We start from the raw sequence: 17,602 nt of genomic DNA on the forward strand, positions 1-17,602 counted from the left end.
ATGCCGTATTCCAGGGCTTCAGCCACACGGAACACACGGCCCAGGTCACGGGCATAGAAGTACGACGCCAGACCGAACTCGGTGTCGTTGGACATCGCGATCACTTCGGCTTCGTCTTTGAAGCGGAACAGCGGCGCCAGTGGGCCGAAGGTTTCTTCCTTGGCCACGGCAGCGTTCTTCGGCACGTTGACCAGAATGGTCGGCTCGAAGAAGTTACCTTCCATGACCTTGCCGCCGGCCAGCACGGTGGCGCCTTTGCTGATCGCGTCAGCGATGTGCTCTTGAACCTTGGCCACGGCTTTTTCGTCGATCAGCGGGCCAGTGGTGGTGCCTTCTTCCAGACCGTTGCCGATTTTGAGTTTGGCCACCGCTACTTTCAGTTTCTCGGCGAACGCGTCGTAGACCGAGTCCTGAATGTACAGGCGGTTGGCGCAGACGCAGGTCTGGCCGTTGTTGCGGTATTTGGAAATGATCGCGCCTTCGACGGCCTTATCCAGGTCCGCGTCGTCGAACACGATGAACGGCGCGTTGCCGCCCAGTTCCAGGGACACTTTCTTGATGTCCTTGGCGCATTCGGCCATCAACTGACGGCCGATTTCGGTCGAGCCGGTGAAGGACAGTTTGCGCACGATCGGGTTGCTGGTCAGCTCGCTGCCGATGTCGCCGGCGCTGCCGGAAACAACGCTGAACACACCGTTCGGGATGCCGGCACGCTGGGCCAGTTCAGCCAGGGCGAATGCGGAGAAAGGCGTTTGCGAAGCGGGCTTGAGCACCATGGTGCAGCCAGCGGCCAAGGCCGGGCCGGCTTTACGGGTGATCATCGCGGCCGGGAAGTTCCACGGGGTGATGGCAGCGGTCACGCCGATTGGCTGCTTGATCACGATCAGGCGCTTGTCTGGCTGGTGGCCCGGAATCACGTCACCGTAGACGCGCTTGGCTTCTTCAGCGAACCACTCGATAAAGGAAGCGGCGTAAACGATTTCGCCCTTGGCTTCGGCCAATGGCTTGCCCTGTTCCAGGGTCATCAGGCGAGCGAGGTCGTCCTGGTTTTCGATGATCAGTTCGAACCAGCGACGCAATTTGTTCGCGCGGTCCTTGGCGGTCAATGCACGCCAGGCCGGCAGCGCTTTGTCAGCGGCTTCGATTGCACGGCGGGTTTCGGCAGCGCCCATCTTCGGCACGGTGCCCAGAATTTCGCCCGTTGCCGGGTTGTTGACCTTGATCGTCTGACCGTTGTCCGCGTCAACCCAAGCGCCATCGATAAAGGCTTGCTGGCGGAACAACTGGGTGTCTTTAAGCTGCATGTCGGCTTTCCTTAACAGCACCGCGGCCAGCGCGGAGCGAATTATGATTGTAGAAAGGCGCCTTGTAGGCTGCCGTCAGGGAAATCATTCACCGGGCTGAAGCACATAAATAGCGCACTGTTCGAAACTCGTGCGGTTCAGCACCCAGACAAGAGCGTTTGAAATCTCGAACGAATCCTAGGATCAATGACCTTAAAGGACAATAGGGCGTTCGAAAAAAAGAACGAAAACGCCGCATTTGCCTGACTTTTCTGATCAACGTAGCAAACGGTTGTTACGGTTGCGAAAAACGCAGTCGATTCAGCAGCATGGACGCCCGCAGCGCATATGAGTATCATGGCGCCCGCTTGCACCAGTAGCTCAGCTGGATAGAGTACTGCCCTCCGAAGGCAGGGGTCGTGGGTTCGAATCCCGCCTGGTGCACCATATAGCAGTCTAGACCTGTCTCAGACAGTCTACGAAACACCCCAAGAAGCCCGCCCTGTGCGGGCTTTCTTGTTTCTGGCTATCCATCCCTGTCTACCCCTATAACTTCACGCCGTGTATGCCCACGTGTATGCTTCGAGATTCATTGAACTGGAGGCATACACGCAGTGAAGCGTACTGAAATCAAACGCCGCCCACTGGCCGACACTACTCTCGCAGGATTGGAGCCGGAGAATGCGACGTACCGGGAGCAAGACGGCAACGGCTTGTATTTTCGGGTCAAGGCAAATGGGCAGAAGTCGTGGGAATTGCGCTACAAAAAACCAGACGGCAAATGGTCCTGGCTGGGCCTAGGCGGTTACCCCGAAATCAGTGGTTCGCTAGCCAGGCAGAAGGCGGCGCAACTGCGGGATGACGCATCGACTGGTAAAAATCCTTTAGTCAGTAAGCAAGCTCGTAAGATTGCTGACCGGGTGGCTGCCAACAACACTTTCGAAGCATTAGGCCGCGAATGGTTTGAGGCTAGGCGCTCAAGCTGGGAAGCTGGCACGTCCCGTCGAGTCCTTGGAGCCCTGGAGCTTCACGTATTCCCTGTTTTCGGCAAACGCATCTACACAGAAATACTGCCCCTTGAATGGATGGAGTTTCTGCGCGGCATGGAGCAGAAAGGGATCATTGAGCAAATGGGCAGAGTTCGGGCCTTCTGCAAAGAGATCTATGACTTGGCACGCGTGACAGGTCGAGCGATCCACAACCCCCTTGAAGGCCTCAATAAATTTCTACAAACGCGCAGTGCTGAAAATTATGCACACGTATCAATAGAAGAGTTGCCTGCATTACTTCGCGCCATCAACTCTTACCCTCACGCGAAGGACGTCCGTCTAGGTCTCCGACTGCTGGCCTTATTAGCGGCACGCCCGAGTGAGATTCGAGAAGCACGCTGGTCAGAGATCGACCTCAACAAAAAGCTATGGACGATTCCAGCCGAGCGAATGAAGCGTCGTCGCGAGCATGTAGTGCCTCTATCTCGCCAGGCCATTGAAGCGATAACGGAGCTGCGCACGCTAACAGGGGCATACCCCCTTCTCTTCCCAGGAAGAAAAGATCGAACCATCCCCCGTAGCAATACCGTCTTTCTGATGGCGCTGCGCAGACTGGGATACGCGGGCCGGCAAACTGGCCATGGCTTCCGCCATATCGCGAGCACGATCCTTAATGAACAAGGCTTTGATGAGAACCACATAGAGGCTCAGCTTTCTCATGTCAAAGAGGGAATTGCAGGGGTGTACAACAAGGCGGTGTACCTGCCTCAGCGCAAAGTCATGATGCAGTGGTACGCAGATCATCTTGATGAGCTAGTAGTTGGCAATGTCGTGCAAGGCCAATTTGGAAAGGTGATATGAGGCTCATCATCCACCCCCCCCAAAAAAACGGTGTTACCCGTGTTACAGGTGTAACACAACTCTCTAACTCTTTGAATATAAAGAACTTATATCGCGTCACACGAAGAAATGGTCAGCGATACACGACGTGTTGCGTGGTCGAATCGTGTAACAACATTTGCCCAGCCACCTCACTGTTGGTCGAGGAGAACCGTGTCGTGAACCGCTGTATTCATGACGCCAAGCGGGGCCAAGGGGCAGTGAATGGACGATGAGAGCATGCCGATTGGCCGCCTAGAGATTGCTGGCTTCGATGTCAGTAATATGCTGTGGGAACTAGACGACATCGAACAGGCCGTGCGTGAGTTAGCGTTGTATTCGCAGTTTCGGGAGTATTTTAAAGAGGCGCTGGAGCTGGCCAATTACGCCACCTCATACTGGCTTGAGGATGGCCGTTATCCTGATCGAGCAGGGTCGGTAGTCGCTACGATGTTTCGACTCCGCGACGAGATCGAAGAACATGCCAGCTACGCCGATGCAGCCTCACTGCCGAGTGTCATACGACGGTTTCATGGCATTGATGACAACGCTGCGGACTCGCAACTCGTGGCGACTTACACCCTAGTGCAGAGCATTCAAGCCATTCAAGTTCTCGCCAACTGGCTCTTTGAAACGGAACTCTACGTCTTCGACCTTGACGCAGACCTCATAGCCCAAATGCAAATAACAGATCCTAAGAAATATTGCGCACTGGCCGAAAAGGAGCGACTAAAGGATCCAGGCGGGGAAATTGACGCTCGTGAATCCTTCCGCACATTCATGGGCGATGCCGACAAGACGATCATGCTGGCGAGCCTCTACAGACAAGTTGAGGACATCGACGTATCGAAGGGTAGCTTCAATGTGGCCAATTTTCTAAGCGAGGCGCTGAGTAAAGCGTTTTCCGCCAAGGCCTCGCAAAGAGGCGCGGCTGCGGGTAAGGCCAACAGGAAGCCGGAGTCGGTAAAGCAGCAGAATGCAGCGGATCTCCGCGAGCGCATTCGCAGTGCGGCTGACCGTCACATTTTGGCCAATCCTACTATTTCAGAGCGGGAGCTTAAAAAAGCCTTGGTAAAAAAAGAGGGCATAGCATCCGAGCCTACAGTCAAAAAATACCTGATTATGGGTGGATACCTACCTCGATAATTTCAATCAAAAGCAAACCGTGTTTGCTTTTTTTCCCCTCTCTAGTCTGTGCCTGTCTCTCACCATATAGGCACGACTATGACATCTTCCATCCTAGCAATTGATACCAAATCCCCAGCTCGCGACCCCGCAACAACCCTCATTCGTATCAACGAAGTCATAGCGATGGTAGGCCTTGCTCGCCCCACCATCTACAAGCTCATGCAGCGCCCTGACTGCAACTTTCCCCTGCCCGTCAAATTGAGCAACAGCAACGCACGCGGCGCCCCTGTCGCCTGGGTTCTTTCCGAAGTGCAGGCATGGACACGCAGCCGCATCGAGGCGCGTGACCAGGTGGCCGCATGAAGCGCAACTACAGTCCATTCAAAGGTCCGTTTCTCGATTCCTACAGCATCGGATTTCGCCTCTATCAACCCGGGGCAATCAACTGGCGTCATCGCACCATCGCCGGCGTGAGCTGGAACGGGGAAGAACAAGAAGCATTCTTTTTCAACCCGGATGGCCTGGTCCTTCCGCTTAAACCCAATCCCTGGGAATTGCCTGAACTGATCCGCAAAAACGCGGTTCGCAGGGAGTTTTCCAGCATTCACGGCACCGGCCATTTCGCGATGAAAGAGGGCCGCCGCGCCGCGCTGAAATCGCTAGGCTTGACCGACTGGGTCACCTACTGGCTGGTCGATCAATCGGCCGGATTTTCGAACGATCCGGCGGTGTGGCGACACTTCACTGAGCAGGATCTTGCCGAGGAAAAAACCGCGAGTGAACGGCTGCACCGTGAAATGAAGTTGACCTCGGACCTGTCCGGCTATGTGGATGAATGTCTGGCACAGCAGCGCGAACTGCTCGCGATAGAACACCGCCGACGGTGCGCCGAGGACAGCAAGATCCTGGCTTGGCTCAAAGGCGAAACACCCCTGCCGCTGTTTGCCAACGTGCAGGAGGCAGCATGACCCCGACCTTTCTTCCCCACCAAGCATTGGATCTTGTCGGTGTACTTGAAGCCTCTCTGCCTTCTACCGCAGAGATCAAAGGTCGCCAGCGCTTGCTTGCCCTGCGCGATCAAGCGATTTCGGCCGATGCTCAGGTACTGATTGTGCTGTGGCATGACCTGGAGTGGACGCTGCTAGCGATTCAGCCGCCCGCAGACGTGGTGATTCACGACGCTCGCCAGTTGATTCCCAACCTGCTGCGCAATCCCGAAGCGCTACAGCAGATGTGGCAAAGAGCTCGCCAAGGGAACCACTTGCAATGGATCACCCTCGCTCGCCCCGCCACCACCCAGCACTAACGAAAACGCCCCCGGGAGCGATCCGGAGGCGTTGAGGTAAATCTACATGCCCGCACAATTTATGCCGCATCAAAGAAATGCGCAAGATCTCCGCACGGTTGCACTTTGCAAAACAGGACGTTACTCTTTGGACGTCGCTGCAAATTCAGCGACCGGGTTTGGCGACCCGAGTTTAAGAAGGCGCACAGGCGCCCCCATTACGATTGCAGGCGCTTTTTTTGTGCCCGCATTCCCGTTTTATGGTGGCTGTGCGTGGGAGACCTTCGGGTCTGCCGGGTTCCTTCTTACCCGGTTCGCCAACCTGCGCACAGCTGCCACCCCAATTCGTTTGGCGACGAACCGTGGCAGTTCCTACTTAAGAAGGAGCTCCACCCATGCACGCCCTCAATCCGTCCAAAATTCGCGCCGCTGCCCATCGTGCAATGGCCCTCGCCGCTTTACACGCCAATTCCAGCCTCGCTACTCGTCTCACCCGATACAACGCCCATATGGCCAAAGCCCGCGCGCTCGAAGCAGCAGGCGGTGCCCAATGAACCAAGCCCTGAGCTTCTCCCTACCTGAAGACCTGCTTTGCGTCCACAAAGGCACCGAAGCCGGTGTGCCGATTGACGCCATCACCTGCGCAGTGGATCGAGCCAACTCCGTGCTTTTGCTTCTTGAAGACCAGTTCGAGTGCGACGGTCCACGTCTGGCTAACCATGTCATCGCGGCGGCGCTGTGGGATGTTCGAGGAACATTGGGACTGATCCGCACCCTCGCCGTGCACGCCGACAACTCCACTCGCCCACCCATCAGTGGAGGCGCCCAATGAGCCCTTCTATGTTGATCAATACGGTGGGCGGCGCCACCTTCGCCAAGTGCAACGCTCAGAATCAGCCACTGTTCCGTATCAATGCCGGCATATCGTGCGAGGAAGCGCTCGAACAAGCTTCTCTACTCATGGATTGTGTAACCAAGCTCACTTTCTTGAGCGGAATGGAGAATGACAACGACGCAATGGTCTGGGCTTCGCATTATTTGAGCGAGATGGCGAAGGCCATCATTGATGACGTTACCAGCGGGTTGCAATTGGCCCAAGGCGGTGGCGCATGAAGGCCTCTACCTCCAATGCTCGTCGCCCCACGTTCGCCCAAGTCAAAGCCGTTGCGCTGCAGAACATTGATCGCGTGCTTGCTCACTGGCTGCCCAACGGTAAACGCGTCGACAGTGGCAAGGAATACACCGCAGCCAATCCGACCCGCGCCGACAAGCGCGCCGGCTCCCTCAAGGTTAACTTGAGCAAAGGCACCTGGGCGGATTTTGCCACCGGCGACAAAGGTGGCGACCTGATCGATCTGGTGCGCTATCTCGACGGCGGCACCGACGTCGAAGCCTGCAACAAGCTGGCGGATTTGCTGCGCGTTACCGCTGGGGCGGCTGAATCGAAACCAAGCCCTAGCAAAAACAAAACACCGGAGTGGCGCGCCATACAGCCGATCCCAGCCGAGGCCATGAGCAAGTGCCCGACCAAACACCGACAGCACGGCGCACCTTCGAAAGTCTGGATGTATCGCGACGCTCAGGGCCAGCCGGTCATGGCGCTCTACCGCTTCGATTTAGACCCGGATGAAGACGGCAAGCCCCGCAAGGTGTTTGCGCCGTTGACCTGGTGCCAGCGTGCCGACGGTCAAACGCCGCAATGGCGCTGGCAGGGGCTGCCTGAGCCGCGCCCTCTGCTGCGTCTGGATGAACTGGCACAACGAGCAGAAGCACCGGTCATTCTGTGCGAAGGTGAAAAGGCTGCCGACGCCGCGGCGGAGCTGCTGCCCAACTACGTGGCCACGTGCTGGCCGAACGGCTCGAACTCCTGGCACAAAGCCGACCTGACACCGCTCGAAGGTCGGACCGTGGTGTTGTGGCCAGACAACGATGCCAGTGGCAAAAGCTGCATGGACGCCGTCGCCGAACAACTGCGGCAGATCGGCGCCGCGTCGGTGCGCGTCATCGCCCTGGACGTCTTCAGGCGCAAACCCACCCTCAAGAGTGACCAGCCTACCTTCGCCAAAGGTGGTCAATGGGATGACGGCGATGACGCGGCCGATGCACAGGCCAAAGGTTGGACGGTGGCCCACATCTCCGAGTTGGAGCGCAGCGGCGAACTGTTCGGTGTTGATCCGGAAAAAGCATCGGCCGAACCACCCGAAGTTAAAACCAAACCAACGACCAAGCGTGCTGCGAAGCCCAAAAACGATTTGCTGCCCGGCGGCTTTCGCCTGACACCCGAAGGCGTGTTTTATTCCGGTGACGATGGCGAGGCACGCCCGGTGTGTTCGCCGCTGGAGATCCTGGCGCGCACCCGAGATGCGCAAGGTCATAACTGGGGTTTGCTGGTCGAATTCGACGATCCCGACGGGGCGAAAAAGCGTTGGAACATTCCGGCACGGACCATGACCGGCGACTTCGGCAAGGATGTGCTGGGTCCACTGGTGGACATGGGTTTGCGTCTGGCCGGCAGTCGCTCCGGCCGCAATGCCCGCAACGACCTGCAAAGTTACCTCGGCGGTTTTGATAGCGCCCAGCGCGCACGACTGGTTACCCGTTTGGGCTGGCACGACAGCGCCTTCTTGCTGCCCGAACAGCAGGTCGGCTCACACACTGAACACCTGCACTTCTATGAGGCCGGTGCGCAGCTTCCCCCCATCAGCGAAGCCGGCACCCTGGAGCAGTGGCAAGAGCAGATCGGCGCCTTGTGCATCGGCAATCACCGTTTGGCATTTGTGGCCAGCGTGGCATTTGCCGGTCCGCTGCTGCACATGCTCGGCCATGAGTCGGGCGGTTTTCACCTCTACGGTGACAGCTCAGGCGGCAAGACCACCCACCTGCAAGTGGCCGCCTCGATCTACGGCGGGCCGCGTCTGGTGCGCTCCTGGCGTTCCACGGATAACGCTTTGGAATCCATCGCCGCCGCGCATTCAGACGGGCTCCTGGTGCTCGACGAAATCGGCATGTGCGACCCGCGCATTATCGGTGAAACGGTGTACATGCTCGGCAACGGCACCGGGAAGGCTCGCGCGAATGATCGAGGACAAGCCGGCCGACAGGTACAGGAGTGGCGCTTGCTGTTTCTCTCGACCGGTGAGAAGACGTTGGCGCAGCACATGGCCGAAGCCAACAAGGAGCTGAAAGCCGGCATGGAAGTGCGGATGCTCGCGGTGCCAGCGGACGCCAGCAAAGGCCTGGGCATGTTCGACGCGCTGAACGGCTTTGATGATGCGGCGGCCCTTTCCGATGCGCTCAAGGCACGGGTAGCCAAGTACTACGGCACACCACTTACCGCTTTCCTGTCGGCCCTCTGTGAGCCTGGCAAGCTGCATGGTTGGTCAACAATCCTGCGCCATACCTTGGAGGGATTTATCGCAAAAGCGCTGCCTGCCTCGGCCAGTGGTCAGGCGCATCGAGCGGCCGCTCGCTTTGGACTGGCCGCCGCTGCTGGCGAACTGGCCACCGCGATGGGAATTACCGGCTGGCCCGATGGCACCGCTACCACTGCGGCCAGGGTGTGCCTGAGTGCCTGGATGAATGAGCGCGGCGGCGCCGGGAACCTTGAAGGGGACGCGATCTTGGCGCGGTTGCGTCAGGTGATCGAGCGCTTTGGTGAAAGCCGCTTCACCCGCTGGGAGTCGGCCGCCGCGAAGATCGACGAGCACGGTCCACGCACCATTGACCGGCTGGGCTTTCGCAAGACGCTGGAGCACGGTCTGGGAGATGCGTTGCACACCACCAACACCTATTACGTATTGCCGGAGGCTTGGCGCTCGGAAGTGTTCAAGGGCATGAACATCAACGCGGTGAACAAGGAGCTGATACGCCGCGGCGTCCTTGAGCCAGGGCCGGACGGCAAAGCCTCCTGCGCCGTCCGCCTACCCGGCCTGGGCACTCAGCGTTGCTATGTGGTGAAGACCGTGCCGGGAACGGATGAAAGCGAGGCTCAGGCCGCCTGACGGCGGACCTACTGACTGAGGTAGAGCCGGCTCAAGCGGGCCTCGCCAGCCACTCCGAACCCCAATTAAATCATCAGGACAAAACTCATGAACCGAATTGAACAACTGAAAGACACACGCGCCAAATTGGTCATTGAAATGGAAGCCCTCAAAAAGGAACTGCCACCTTTTGAGGCTGCGCTTGAAAGCGAAGAAGTCATTAACCACGGCCGCCAGAGCGACGTCCGGCATGAAATCAGCAGTCGAAAATTAAAGATCGATTCGCTCGATCATCAGATTTTCCGGCTAGATCAAAAGTTGGACCGCTTGGAGAAGCTGGCCAACCGAGAAAGCTTGATGGAAGGCTATATCTCCGACATGGCGAACTGGATGGCGGATGAGCTGGAGCTTAACGATAAGCGGCAAAGCCTGAGTACACGCCTGGAGGAAATTCGTCAGCAAGCACAGGAAGAGATTACCAGCGCACGGCAGGCTGAGACTCAGGCGGCTACCGCTTACGCACAGGCCGTGGCGTGGGGCGACGTGGAGGGCGAAAAAGCCGCTAGCACCGACGCGCAGAAAGCCGCGAAAAACCTCACTACCGCCACCGAACAACATCGCCGCCAGCTCCTGATCATCACCGCCTTGGAGCAAGAGCTAGCCATCGTAGACCGACACATCAGCGAGGCTCAGGTAGAACACCAAAAAATAGAGGACACCGCCTTGCGGCTGGCCCACAACTCCCTGGAGGAAGCATGGAATGAAGCCGCCCAAGCGCTGCTAGATGTGGGAGGCAAGCTGTACGCCGCCGCCCGGCTGATAGGCCGTGACCCGGTGTCCTTAATGAAGCTCGACATCCCCGAGCAGGGTGAAAACTTTGGCAGTTGGAGATGGAGCGAATTGGTGGAACGTGGCCACCAGCATCGCACGCGCGATCTGCTCTCGATGTAACTGCCGACTCCCTGAAACAGCCTGCTTTTCGCGGGCTGTTTAAAATCACTCCAAGGATCGAAGCCATGAACGCAACGACACAAAACAGCTCATCCCTATCCGAAACTCTTAAGGAGAGAAGAGCCCACCTGACCGCCTTACTCAAGATCGTGGATACCAACATCGGAAAAAGCACAGCGACGCAGAAGCTCACCATCACTGCGATCAAGGCAGAAATGGGGCTAATAGAGCAGAAGCTGAAAATACGAAAATAAATCCAAACGGAAGCTCCAAGGCTTCCGTTGCAGTAAATTTCCGTAGGCAGCCTCAGTCGATGGCTTTTTTCGCGAGAGGTTGCAATGGCCGGTAGTGGTATGGCTCCAGTCTGGTATCTGGGTCAGTTGTTAGAAATTCTCAGGCATTTTTTTCATGAGAGACGTAAGACGACACCGATCGGATCGGTAAATGGAAGCTACTATAGTCACCTAGATACGATAGACAGTCTGAAAAAAGCAACATTCGCATTTTATGGCTGCACAACTAGATGCCAAGCTGCGCTAGCATATATATTGAGAGGTTAAAAAGTGGCAGGCAACCGGAAAGTTATAAGCTTTTTTCTCGCATCTCCCGGAGATTTGATCGAAGAAAGGAAAATTGCTAAAGAGGTAGCAGAGGAGTTGAATTCGATGCTTGCCTTGAAGCTCAATGTTCATATTGAGTTAGTGGGGTGGGAGGACACCGTATCTAGCGCAGGTAGGCCACAGGAAATAATCAATCGCGACCTCGAACGTTGTGATGTTTTCATCGGTCTCGTTTGGAAGCGTTGGGGTTCTGCGCCTGACAATCAAAGCAAACATCAGTCAGGATTTGAAGAAGAATTTTCAATCGCAACTTCAAGCTACAACAATATCAAAAAGCCAAAGATCAGCTTGTTTTTCAAGACTGTCGATGCTCAAGCACTAAGCGATCCTGGTGAGCAGTTACAAAAAGTTCTAAACTTCAAAAAACAAATAATTGACGACAAAAGTCTTTTATTTCAGGGCTTCGAACAAAAAGATGAATTTGAACGATTAATAAGAAAGTGCATATCACAATATGTGTTTGATCACATAGAATTAAATGATGACTCCAGCCAAGCCTCTCATACGCCGGAGAACGAAACTAGCATCACGAAAAATGAAAGTGCTTCAGATCGTTTTGACTCCAGTCCCATTCCAGCACAAAGTGCCACCTTTATTTATAATATTCTACGGCGCACTGGAGGGGAATCTGAAAAAGCAGAGTTGCAACCGCTCGAGGTGGCTCGCCTAAGGCTAATCAGTAATGTTTTAGGGGACAGTCAAAATGATAGCTCCTATTTAGGTGCGCACGACGCAAACTTAATTTACAAAAACAAACTTGAATACACGTTAGAGCGAAAAGAAATACTCGGACTTATGCAGGCGGGCGCAAAAAACTTGCCACATGAAAATATTCCAATATGGTATTGGCTGAATCACCCTTTAAACACCTTCGTAAATTTGAATTTTTTAGCTCTAACTATTCCAGATGGTGACTATTCAATAAAAGTCTCCATATTGAACTTGATGACTACAACAGGAAGCGACCTTAAAGTTGACGAGACTCTAACGCGAGAATTTTACATAAAACATTGGCTAGGTCCTAAATCAGACTCGTCTGTACGGAACGCATTCCTTCGCTATTTATGTGAAAAAGGAAGGGTAGATGACCTGCCGAAAATCCAAGAAGAAATAGATAAAAACGACTCTCAAACTATAGTTTTGGCGTACGAAGCTTACATATCTATCGAACTTAATAGCGGTTTAGCAGCCGGCTTGAGAGCAATAAATAAACTTCAGCCATTGACATTAAGCGCAAAAATTCTTGACCGCTTGTTTGCGAGCCCAAGCTACATTTCAACGGACGAACTTCAGAGTGCGCTAAATAACAGAAACAAAGCGGTTCGACTCAGGTCTTTACAAGTCCTTATTGATAGAAAGCTTATAAGCTTGGAATACGCAGAACAAATACGACAAGATCCTGACGTGAATATCCGTGTACTCTCTATATCAGCATTTAGGAGTCATGGCGTCAACCTTGGTGAAAGCGAAGCCAAAGCAATAATAATAAGCAATGCATCCAGTCCTTCGAAGGAAGAAGACGAGGCATGGAGAACTTACCAACTAAAAGCTTTAAGTTTTCTGGATGATGTAGAGTTAGAACGAAAATCCAATCGCGAGCTACCTCTTATAACAGGTTCTTATTTGGAGCATACCCGAAGAAACATCAATAAAAAGCGATCAGAAATCACGCGAAATCTGCTGAATAAATTTGAAGAATTCTACGAAGAAAGCTTAGTTGTTTGGGCTGGCGGACGTAATGAGAGCTACGAAACTAACACAAAGGGATTAGATACACTGAAGCCATTCATGATCAGCAGATTAATAAGGGAGACGCTGACTCTACTGGTGAAGCTAAAATCAAAAGTTGATTTATCTATTGTTCGCGAAGTCCTTGCAGACCCTACAGTTACTCCTGTGGAAGCAGATATTGAGTATTTTTTAAGCGTTGGGGAATGGCAGGACGTAGAACTAATATTGGACCTTGTTGGCAGAACTGGAAAAAACTCAAATAATACGTTGCTCGGCGGACTAGAACCTCCTAAATCTGCACAGATTCTTGCCGTTAAATCAATACTTAAAATTGGTAAAAAAAGACTCGCCGATGTTTTAAGCCTGGAGTGCGCAGACTATTTGAAGAAAAGTATAATTTCTTCAATTCCGGACAAGGATTTTAGTAGCATCGACGAAAGCTTCATTATGAGGCTTCTACAAAATGACAACGAAATTATTCGTAAGTATTGTGCATTAAAGTGCGCAAAAGCATACTCCAAGAAAAGAATTTTATTCCTCCTTGATCACTACACAAACATATCGCCAACATATTATAACGTAGTGCATTGGCTGGACTTTGGAGCACACAGCTCAAAAGAACAAATTAGAAACGCATGTAAAAACATATTTTTATATTGAATTCGTGTTTTAACCTAGAAATGAAAATTCGCTTTTGGCCGAAAACAACCGTTCGAGAACGGCAGTTGTCGGCCAAAAGTGACTGCATGAGCCAAGTTGACCCCAACCAAAAAAAGCAGCTAGTGCTGTGACTACGACGGTAGGGAGACACACCTATAGAAGTTAAAAAAAGTTACGCACTCAACATGAAGTGTATGCACTCAGGCTTATTCAGCATGGGAGACGTTTTATTTACAATCACTTCTTCTTGAACGTCTTCAGCTTTTCCTTTAGTGCGAATGTCCAGTTGTGAATTTTTGTGTAAGCCTTTCCAACAACGTGAGTACCAAAAAATCCACTATGACATATATCAACTTGTTCATAATCATCATAGTCTACATATGTGTAGCCTACACGCTCTACCGTTAAGGTATTTTCGCGGGACTCCGCTGCACCAATAAGAAAACACTCTAGCTCGCGAGCGTCCGAAAAATCATCGACTTTCACCGACCTACTATTTATTGAATAAGTATTTCCACGATAAAGAAAATGAGCCGCAGACGCCCCTTCTTTGCTTCTATCAGTCACTACAAACTGAAGTGCATCACTATATTCTTTACCTTCGTGGTACTTTCGGACTGGTCGTACAGGAATGATAAAATGGTTTTGCAGAGATTCAAAATAGACATTCCAAAACCTCTTGTAATTTTTAACTTTTGAAAGACCTTGGGGCGTAGCTACTATAAGGGCTTTACGAACCTTTCTATCACCCAAGAGAGCGTTCAAGTCAACTTTGAAGATTGACGAAATGTAGCCGGAGACGCCCTCTCTTAACTCTATCTTTATAGTTTCAAATGGGGCGATTATTCTTGGAGAGCTATCATAATCGACAAGCTCTAGATAAATATTGCTGCCAACCCTCAGATATATAAAGTTAATCGCAGCTGCTTTATCTTTTTTATTTTCAATTATTATCTCAGAAATATATCGCTGCTTACTCCACACACTACCTGAAGTGGTATACATCCCATAAAATTTTGTACCTTTCTTCAAAACAAATTGATATCCGGTATATACCAAAGCAATCATAGCCACTGCAAAAGAAAGTATGGCCACAGCAAGAGACGAAATGGAAATAAAAAAATTCAATAAATCTGTATTACTTAATTTTGACGGATCTATTTCTATTATCTTTATGAGTATTTCTTTTAGCTTTTGCATTGAACACCTTAGTATTAAAGCTGCCAATGACAGTCCAGGGCGCTTTAGCTCGGCACCACCACCGTATAATTGGTTTGGCTTAGTCGCCGCTAGGTGACGGGCTAGACTGAGTATCGGTACGATTAGTCAGCGCCGCGAAGTGCCAATTCCGGTTTAATTTCAAAGCCCTCAGGTATCGCCAGATCAACATCAGCGCTAATTGGTGGATCGGTTTCAATAGTCAGTGCCCATTTGGGAATCGCCAGCTCATCTGAAATTCGATTTCGTATATTCTCTGGGCTGATTTTTGCCCCTCGGGATAAGAGCAACCAGAGGTTAGACGCCCCATCAACTAATTCGCGCATTAGCTCAACGCCGTCAAGCAAGACCGAGCGCACCTCATGAGTCGGCGGTGATGGCATGCCTTCCAATAGCTGTGGAGCATCGGTTGGCGACATTGGTACCGAATGGACATGGATTACCTTTCTTGCCTGATCCCCGGGCAGGAACATGAGACGATCCATGTGATCTCGTAAGTGGTAGTTGATAAACTCCAGCACATCAGCAAACTCCGCATTCGTAGCCACTGAGAGTGGCTTGTCGGCATAGCTGAATTTGACCCCGTCTCGGAAGTCGCCACGTGAATCGAAATACACCTCGAAAAGCATACCGGCGAGTAGGTGCTGAGCAGTATCTGGTGTGAATTGCCGGAGCTGAGATTCGAGGCCGGCCATAAACTCCATCGCCTTCTGAGAGTTACCGCAAGCTGCCTGATATATGTTGCGGCCTAAAACGAACCAAGATGAGGGAGGGAATTCATCCTGCCGTATGGTCCGAATCCGTGTGATAGCAGGATTTTGGGTATACCAGTTTAGGGATTTCAGATCTCGGATGATCTCGTTGATAACCGAGGGCGCATCCGCTTGATATTCACGATCCCTGAGCGCCGCTTGCTCGTATATGAGCCGTGGTTGATTAGGCTCGACAGGCTCTGGCTGCCGCTCTTCGAAAGGCAGGTGTGGGATGTCGGCAGGCACTTCCTCGGGAAGCTCAGTGATTGGTGCCTCAGGCTCATTATCAGCGGGTATCACCGGCGCCGATTGCTCTATGTTGATCTGAATCGCCGCGGCTAAGTGGGCGAACAGTGCGGGGGTGGCCTTTGACAAACCCTCTACTAGGGTGTCAATGCTGGCGATAGTAATGTTGGCGTGCCCGGTCACACGGCGAAATTCAGTGACCAGTCTTGGGTCTGCGAGTTTGATTTCAGGTCGGGAATTGCCGACTGCCTTACGTTCGCCTCGCGCCAGTTCCATGCGCATTTTAGGCGCATAAACCCAGTCATTTTTCTCGTCCCGGCTAATGAAAAGAACCTTGGGAAAAGTCGCCGCACTGCTGGCGGATTTATCGAGTATTTCGAACCAGATAATGAGATCGCCGAGACGATTCTCCGGTTTGTCTGAGTCACGAAAGCCAGGCGGCAACCGATGTTCGAATCTTCCGGTACCCTCTTGCGTTGCGCGAACACAGAGGGCAGCGAGATCGGAGTCGAGAATCGCTGGCGACAGGTGTGCCTCGATTTGCTGGTGTATAACTCCTGAGTCAAAGTTCTGCGAAAATACGCGCGTAAACGGGGCCAGCGCATCGATAGCTGAGCGAAGCCCTGTGATAAAAGATGTGCGGCCGGAGGGATAACCGACCCTCCTCAGCGAAGTTTCGTCGACGAACAAGGACGCAGTTTCGAAGAGGCCCTCGAGAAGCTTCATCGCCTGGCTGGCCTCTTTCCCCTTGGGCGTGTAGGAGTCGAGCGTTTTTGATGTCACTCTGGACAGATACTCGCTGGCAACCCATGCAGGGACAACCAATCGATTTTCGGCTAATACTGTGTCAGACCAAACAAAGAACTCGCGTCTAGCCGCTTCGTGCAGCTTGTAGAAGTACGAAAGAATATTGGTATCGATAAAGATGAGCGTCTGCGGGTCGCTTGCTAGAGCGGCAATTTCGCGGACGTGCTCATCAACGGTCTTGTCAATGACATGATGGCCAAACAGCATCCAATGCCTCCCTTGCCCTAACCGCGTCGATTTTTGAGTAAGCGATGTAGCCTGTATCCGCCGCTTGAGTCAAGACAGGCCACTCACCAAAACTTGCACCCGCAGGGAAGATTTCTGGGGAGATGGGGAGCCCTAGTCATCTTGGGCGGCCGCTCCCTGTTAATAGACCAATACAGGCTTGGGTACTTGACTGTGTGGACTTAGACCTACACCGGACGTTGGTCACAGCAGAGCCAACTTCAGCTTCTGCCCGATTGTAGCCTTCGCGTTTACGCGAACGTGCTGAACTCTGCTATAACACGCATTTGGCCTGTAACACGCGGAGAAAATAAAGGGCGACCATGGTGTAACACAAAATAAATCAAGTAAATTCAATTACTTAACCTTACTCGTAACACCCGCTACACCTGTAACACATCTTTTCGAGTCCCCCCACACCCCATCGGTAATAACACCGCCAGCGAGTGCAATGCTGGCTTGGTATCGACTGATGCAGAATTCGAACGTTGGGTCGCCGAATGCCTGGACGCTTGGGAGGTGCCGCCTACCAACAACGAACAGGTGAGATGCATCAACCGGGGTATCGAAATCGCCAGGGCCCCTGGGAATGTTCGGGAGGTACGGGGTCGGAAACCCGCGGGACTGTGTTAGCGACAAGGTGCCCAGCTTAGTGAACAGGTGAACCGGGTGAACACCCAGTTCACCAGTGCAAATGCACAAGCTCACGAGAAGTCGCCGGGGACCCTGAGCAAATCTGAAAGACACGGGGCAGATAACCCGCGCGTTCGTGTTAGCGGCTGAATTTTTGAAGTTGGTTGACAGGTTGACGGAGTTGACTTGGTCGACGAACACCATGCGTGCGTTGT

At 52.9% G+C, this 17,602-nt stretch carries 15 protein-coding genes and 1 tRNA gene; 13 read left to right on the forward strand and 3 right to left on the reverse strand.

The genetic code is table 11. The annotated features are described in order from the left end of the window. Window positions 1-1,304: NADP-dependent succinate-semialdehyde dehydrogenase (gene gabD, locus ACQKP4_RS20695; protein ID WP_427635487.1), on the reverse strand; the 1,304-nt coding region annotated here is incomplete at its 3' end. Window positions 1,305-1,653: 349 nt separating this feature from the next. Here gabD and ACQKP4_RS20700 point away from each other — a divergent pair. From ACQKP4_RS20700 to ACQKP4_RS20760, 13 genes are all read left to right on the forward strand, one after another. After that, window positions 1,654-1,730, forward strand: a tRNA-Arg gene (locus ACQKP4_RS20700). A 167-nt stretch (window positions 1,731-1,897) separates the two neighbouring features. After that, window positions 1,898-3,133 carry a tyrosine-type recombinase/integrase gene (locus ACQKP4_RS20705; protein ID WP_095127663.1) on the forward strand — a complete coding sequence of 412 codons (1,236 nt, stop codon included), beginning with the start codon at window positions 1,898-1,900 and terminating at the stop codon, window positions 3,131-3,133. Window positions 3,134-3,376: 243 nt separating this feature from the next. Further along, complete coding sequence (locus tag ACQKP4_RS20710) at window positions 3,377-4,297, forward strand: hypothetical protein (RefSeq protein WP_427635488.1); 921 nt, start codon at window positions 3,377-3,379, stop codon at window positions 4,295-4,297. Between the two features lie 78 nt (window positions 4,298-4,375). Continuing rightward, entirely contained in the window at window positions 4,376-4,642 is a 267-nt protein-coding gene (locus ACQKP4_RS20715; RefSeq protein ID WP_427635489.1) for a helix-turn-helix transcriptional regulator, read from the forward strand. Next, the gene (locus tag ACQKP4_RS20720) at window positions 4,639-5,247 is read left to right on the forward strand and encodes a hypothetical protein (protein ID WP_427635490.1); all 609 of its coding nucleotides are present in this window, start codon (window positions 4,639-4,641) and stop codon (window positions 5,245-5,247) included. Before ACQKP4_RS20715 ends, ACQKP4_RS20720 begins: the two co-directional genes overlap by 4 nt. After that, window positions 5,244-5,585 (forward strand): hypothetical protein, encoded by a 342-nt coding sequence (locus ACQKP4_RS20725; protein ID WP_427635491.1) that lies wholly within the window; start codon window positions 5,244-5,246, stop codon window positions 5,583-5,585. The genes ACQKP4_RS20720 and ACQKP4_RS20725 overlap by 4 nt, the downstream gene beginning before the upstream one ends. 374 nt (window positions 5,586-5,959) lie before the next feature. Further along, a complete protein-coding gene (locus ACQKP4_RS20730) occupies window positions 5,960-6,118 on the forward strand; it encodes a hypothetical protein (protein ID WP_368992164.1) in 159 nt (52 codons plus the stop codon). After that, window positions 6,115-6,396, forward strand: coding sequence for a hypothetical protein (locus ACQKP4_RS20735; protein ID WP_427635492.1), 282 nt, complete (start codon window positions 6,115-6,117; stop codon window positions 6,394-6,396). Before ACQKP4_RS20730 ends, ACQKP4_RS20735 begins: the two co-directional genes overlap by 4 nt. Further along, entirely contained in the window at window positions 6,393-6,677 is a 285-nt protein-coding gene (locus ACQKP4_RS20740; RefSeq protein WP_427635493.1) for a DUF3077 domain-containing protein, read from the forward strand. Before ACQKP4_RS20735 ends, ACQKP4_RS20740 begins: the two co-directional genes overlap by 4 nt. After that, window positions 6,674-9,565: a DUF927 domain-containing protein gene (locus ACQKP4_RS20745; RefSeq protein WP_427635494.1), complete on the forward strand. Its 2,892-nt coding sequence runs from the start codon at window positions 6,674-6,676 to the stop codon at window positions 9,563-9,565. Before ACQKP4_RS20740 ends, ACQKP4_RS20745 begins: the two co-directional genes overlap by 4 nt. A gap of 87 nt (window positions 9,566-9,652) precedes the next feature. Further along, on the forward strand, window positions 9,653-10,495 hold the full coding sequence (locus ACQKP4_RS20750; RefSeq protein ID WP_427635495.1) for a chromosome segregation protein SMC: 843 nt from the start codon (window positions 9,653-9,655) through the stop codon (window positions 10,493-10,495). Between the two features lie 65 nt (window positions 10,496-10,560). Next, a complete protein-coding gene (locus tag ACQKP4_RS20755) occupies window positions 10,561-10,749 on the forward strand; it encodes a hypothetical protein (protein ID WP_427635496.1) in 189 nt (62 codons plus the stop codon). A gap of 309 nt (window positions 10,750-11,058) precedes the next feature. After that, entirely contained in the window at window positions 11,059-13,506 is a 2,448-nt protein-coding gene (locus tag ACQKP4_RS20760) for a DUF4062 domain-containing protein (protein WP_427635497.1), read from the forward strand. Between the two features lie 237 nt (window positions 13,507-13,743). Here the strand turns inward: ACQKP4_RS20760 and ACQKP4_RS20765 are convergent, their stop codons facing one another. Then, entirely contained in the window at window positions 13,744-14,706 is a 963-nt protein-coding gene (locus ACQKP4_RS20765; RefSeq protein WP_427635498.1) for a hypothetical protein, read from the reverse strand. A 122-nt stretch (window positions 14,707-14,828) separates the two neighbouring features. Next, a complete protein-coding gene (locus ACQKP4_RS20770; RefSeq protein ID WP_427635499.1) occupies window positions 14,829-16,736 on the reverse strand; it encodes a PIN-like domain-containing protein in 1,908 nt (635 codons plus the stop codon). Window positions 16,737-17,602 lie beyond the last annotated feature (866 nt).

The organism is Pseudomonas sp. NPDC086278 (assembly GCF_050280905.1).
GTDB lineage: Bacteria > Pseudomonadota > Gammaproteobacteria > Pseudomonadales > Pseudomonadaceae > Aquipseudomonas.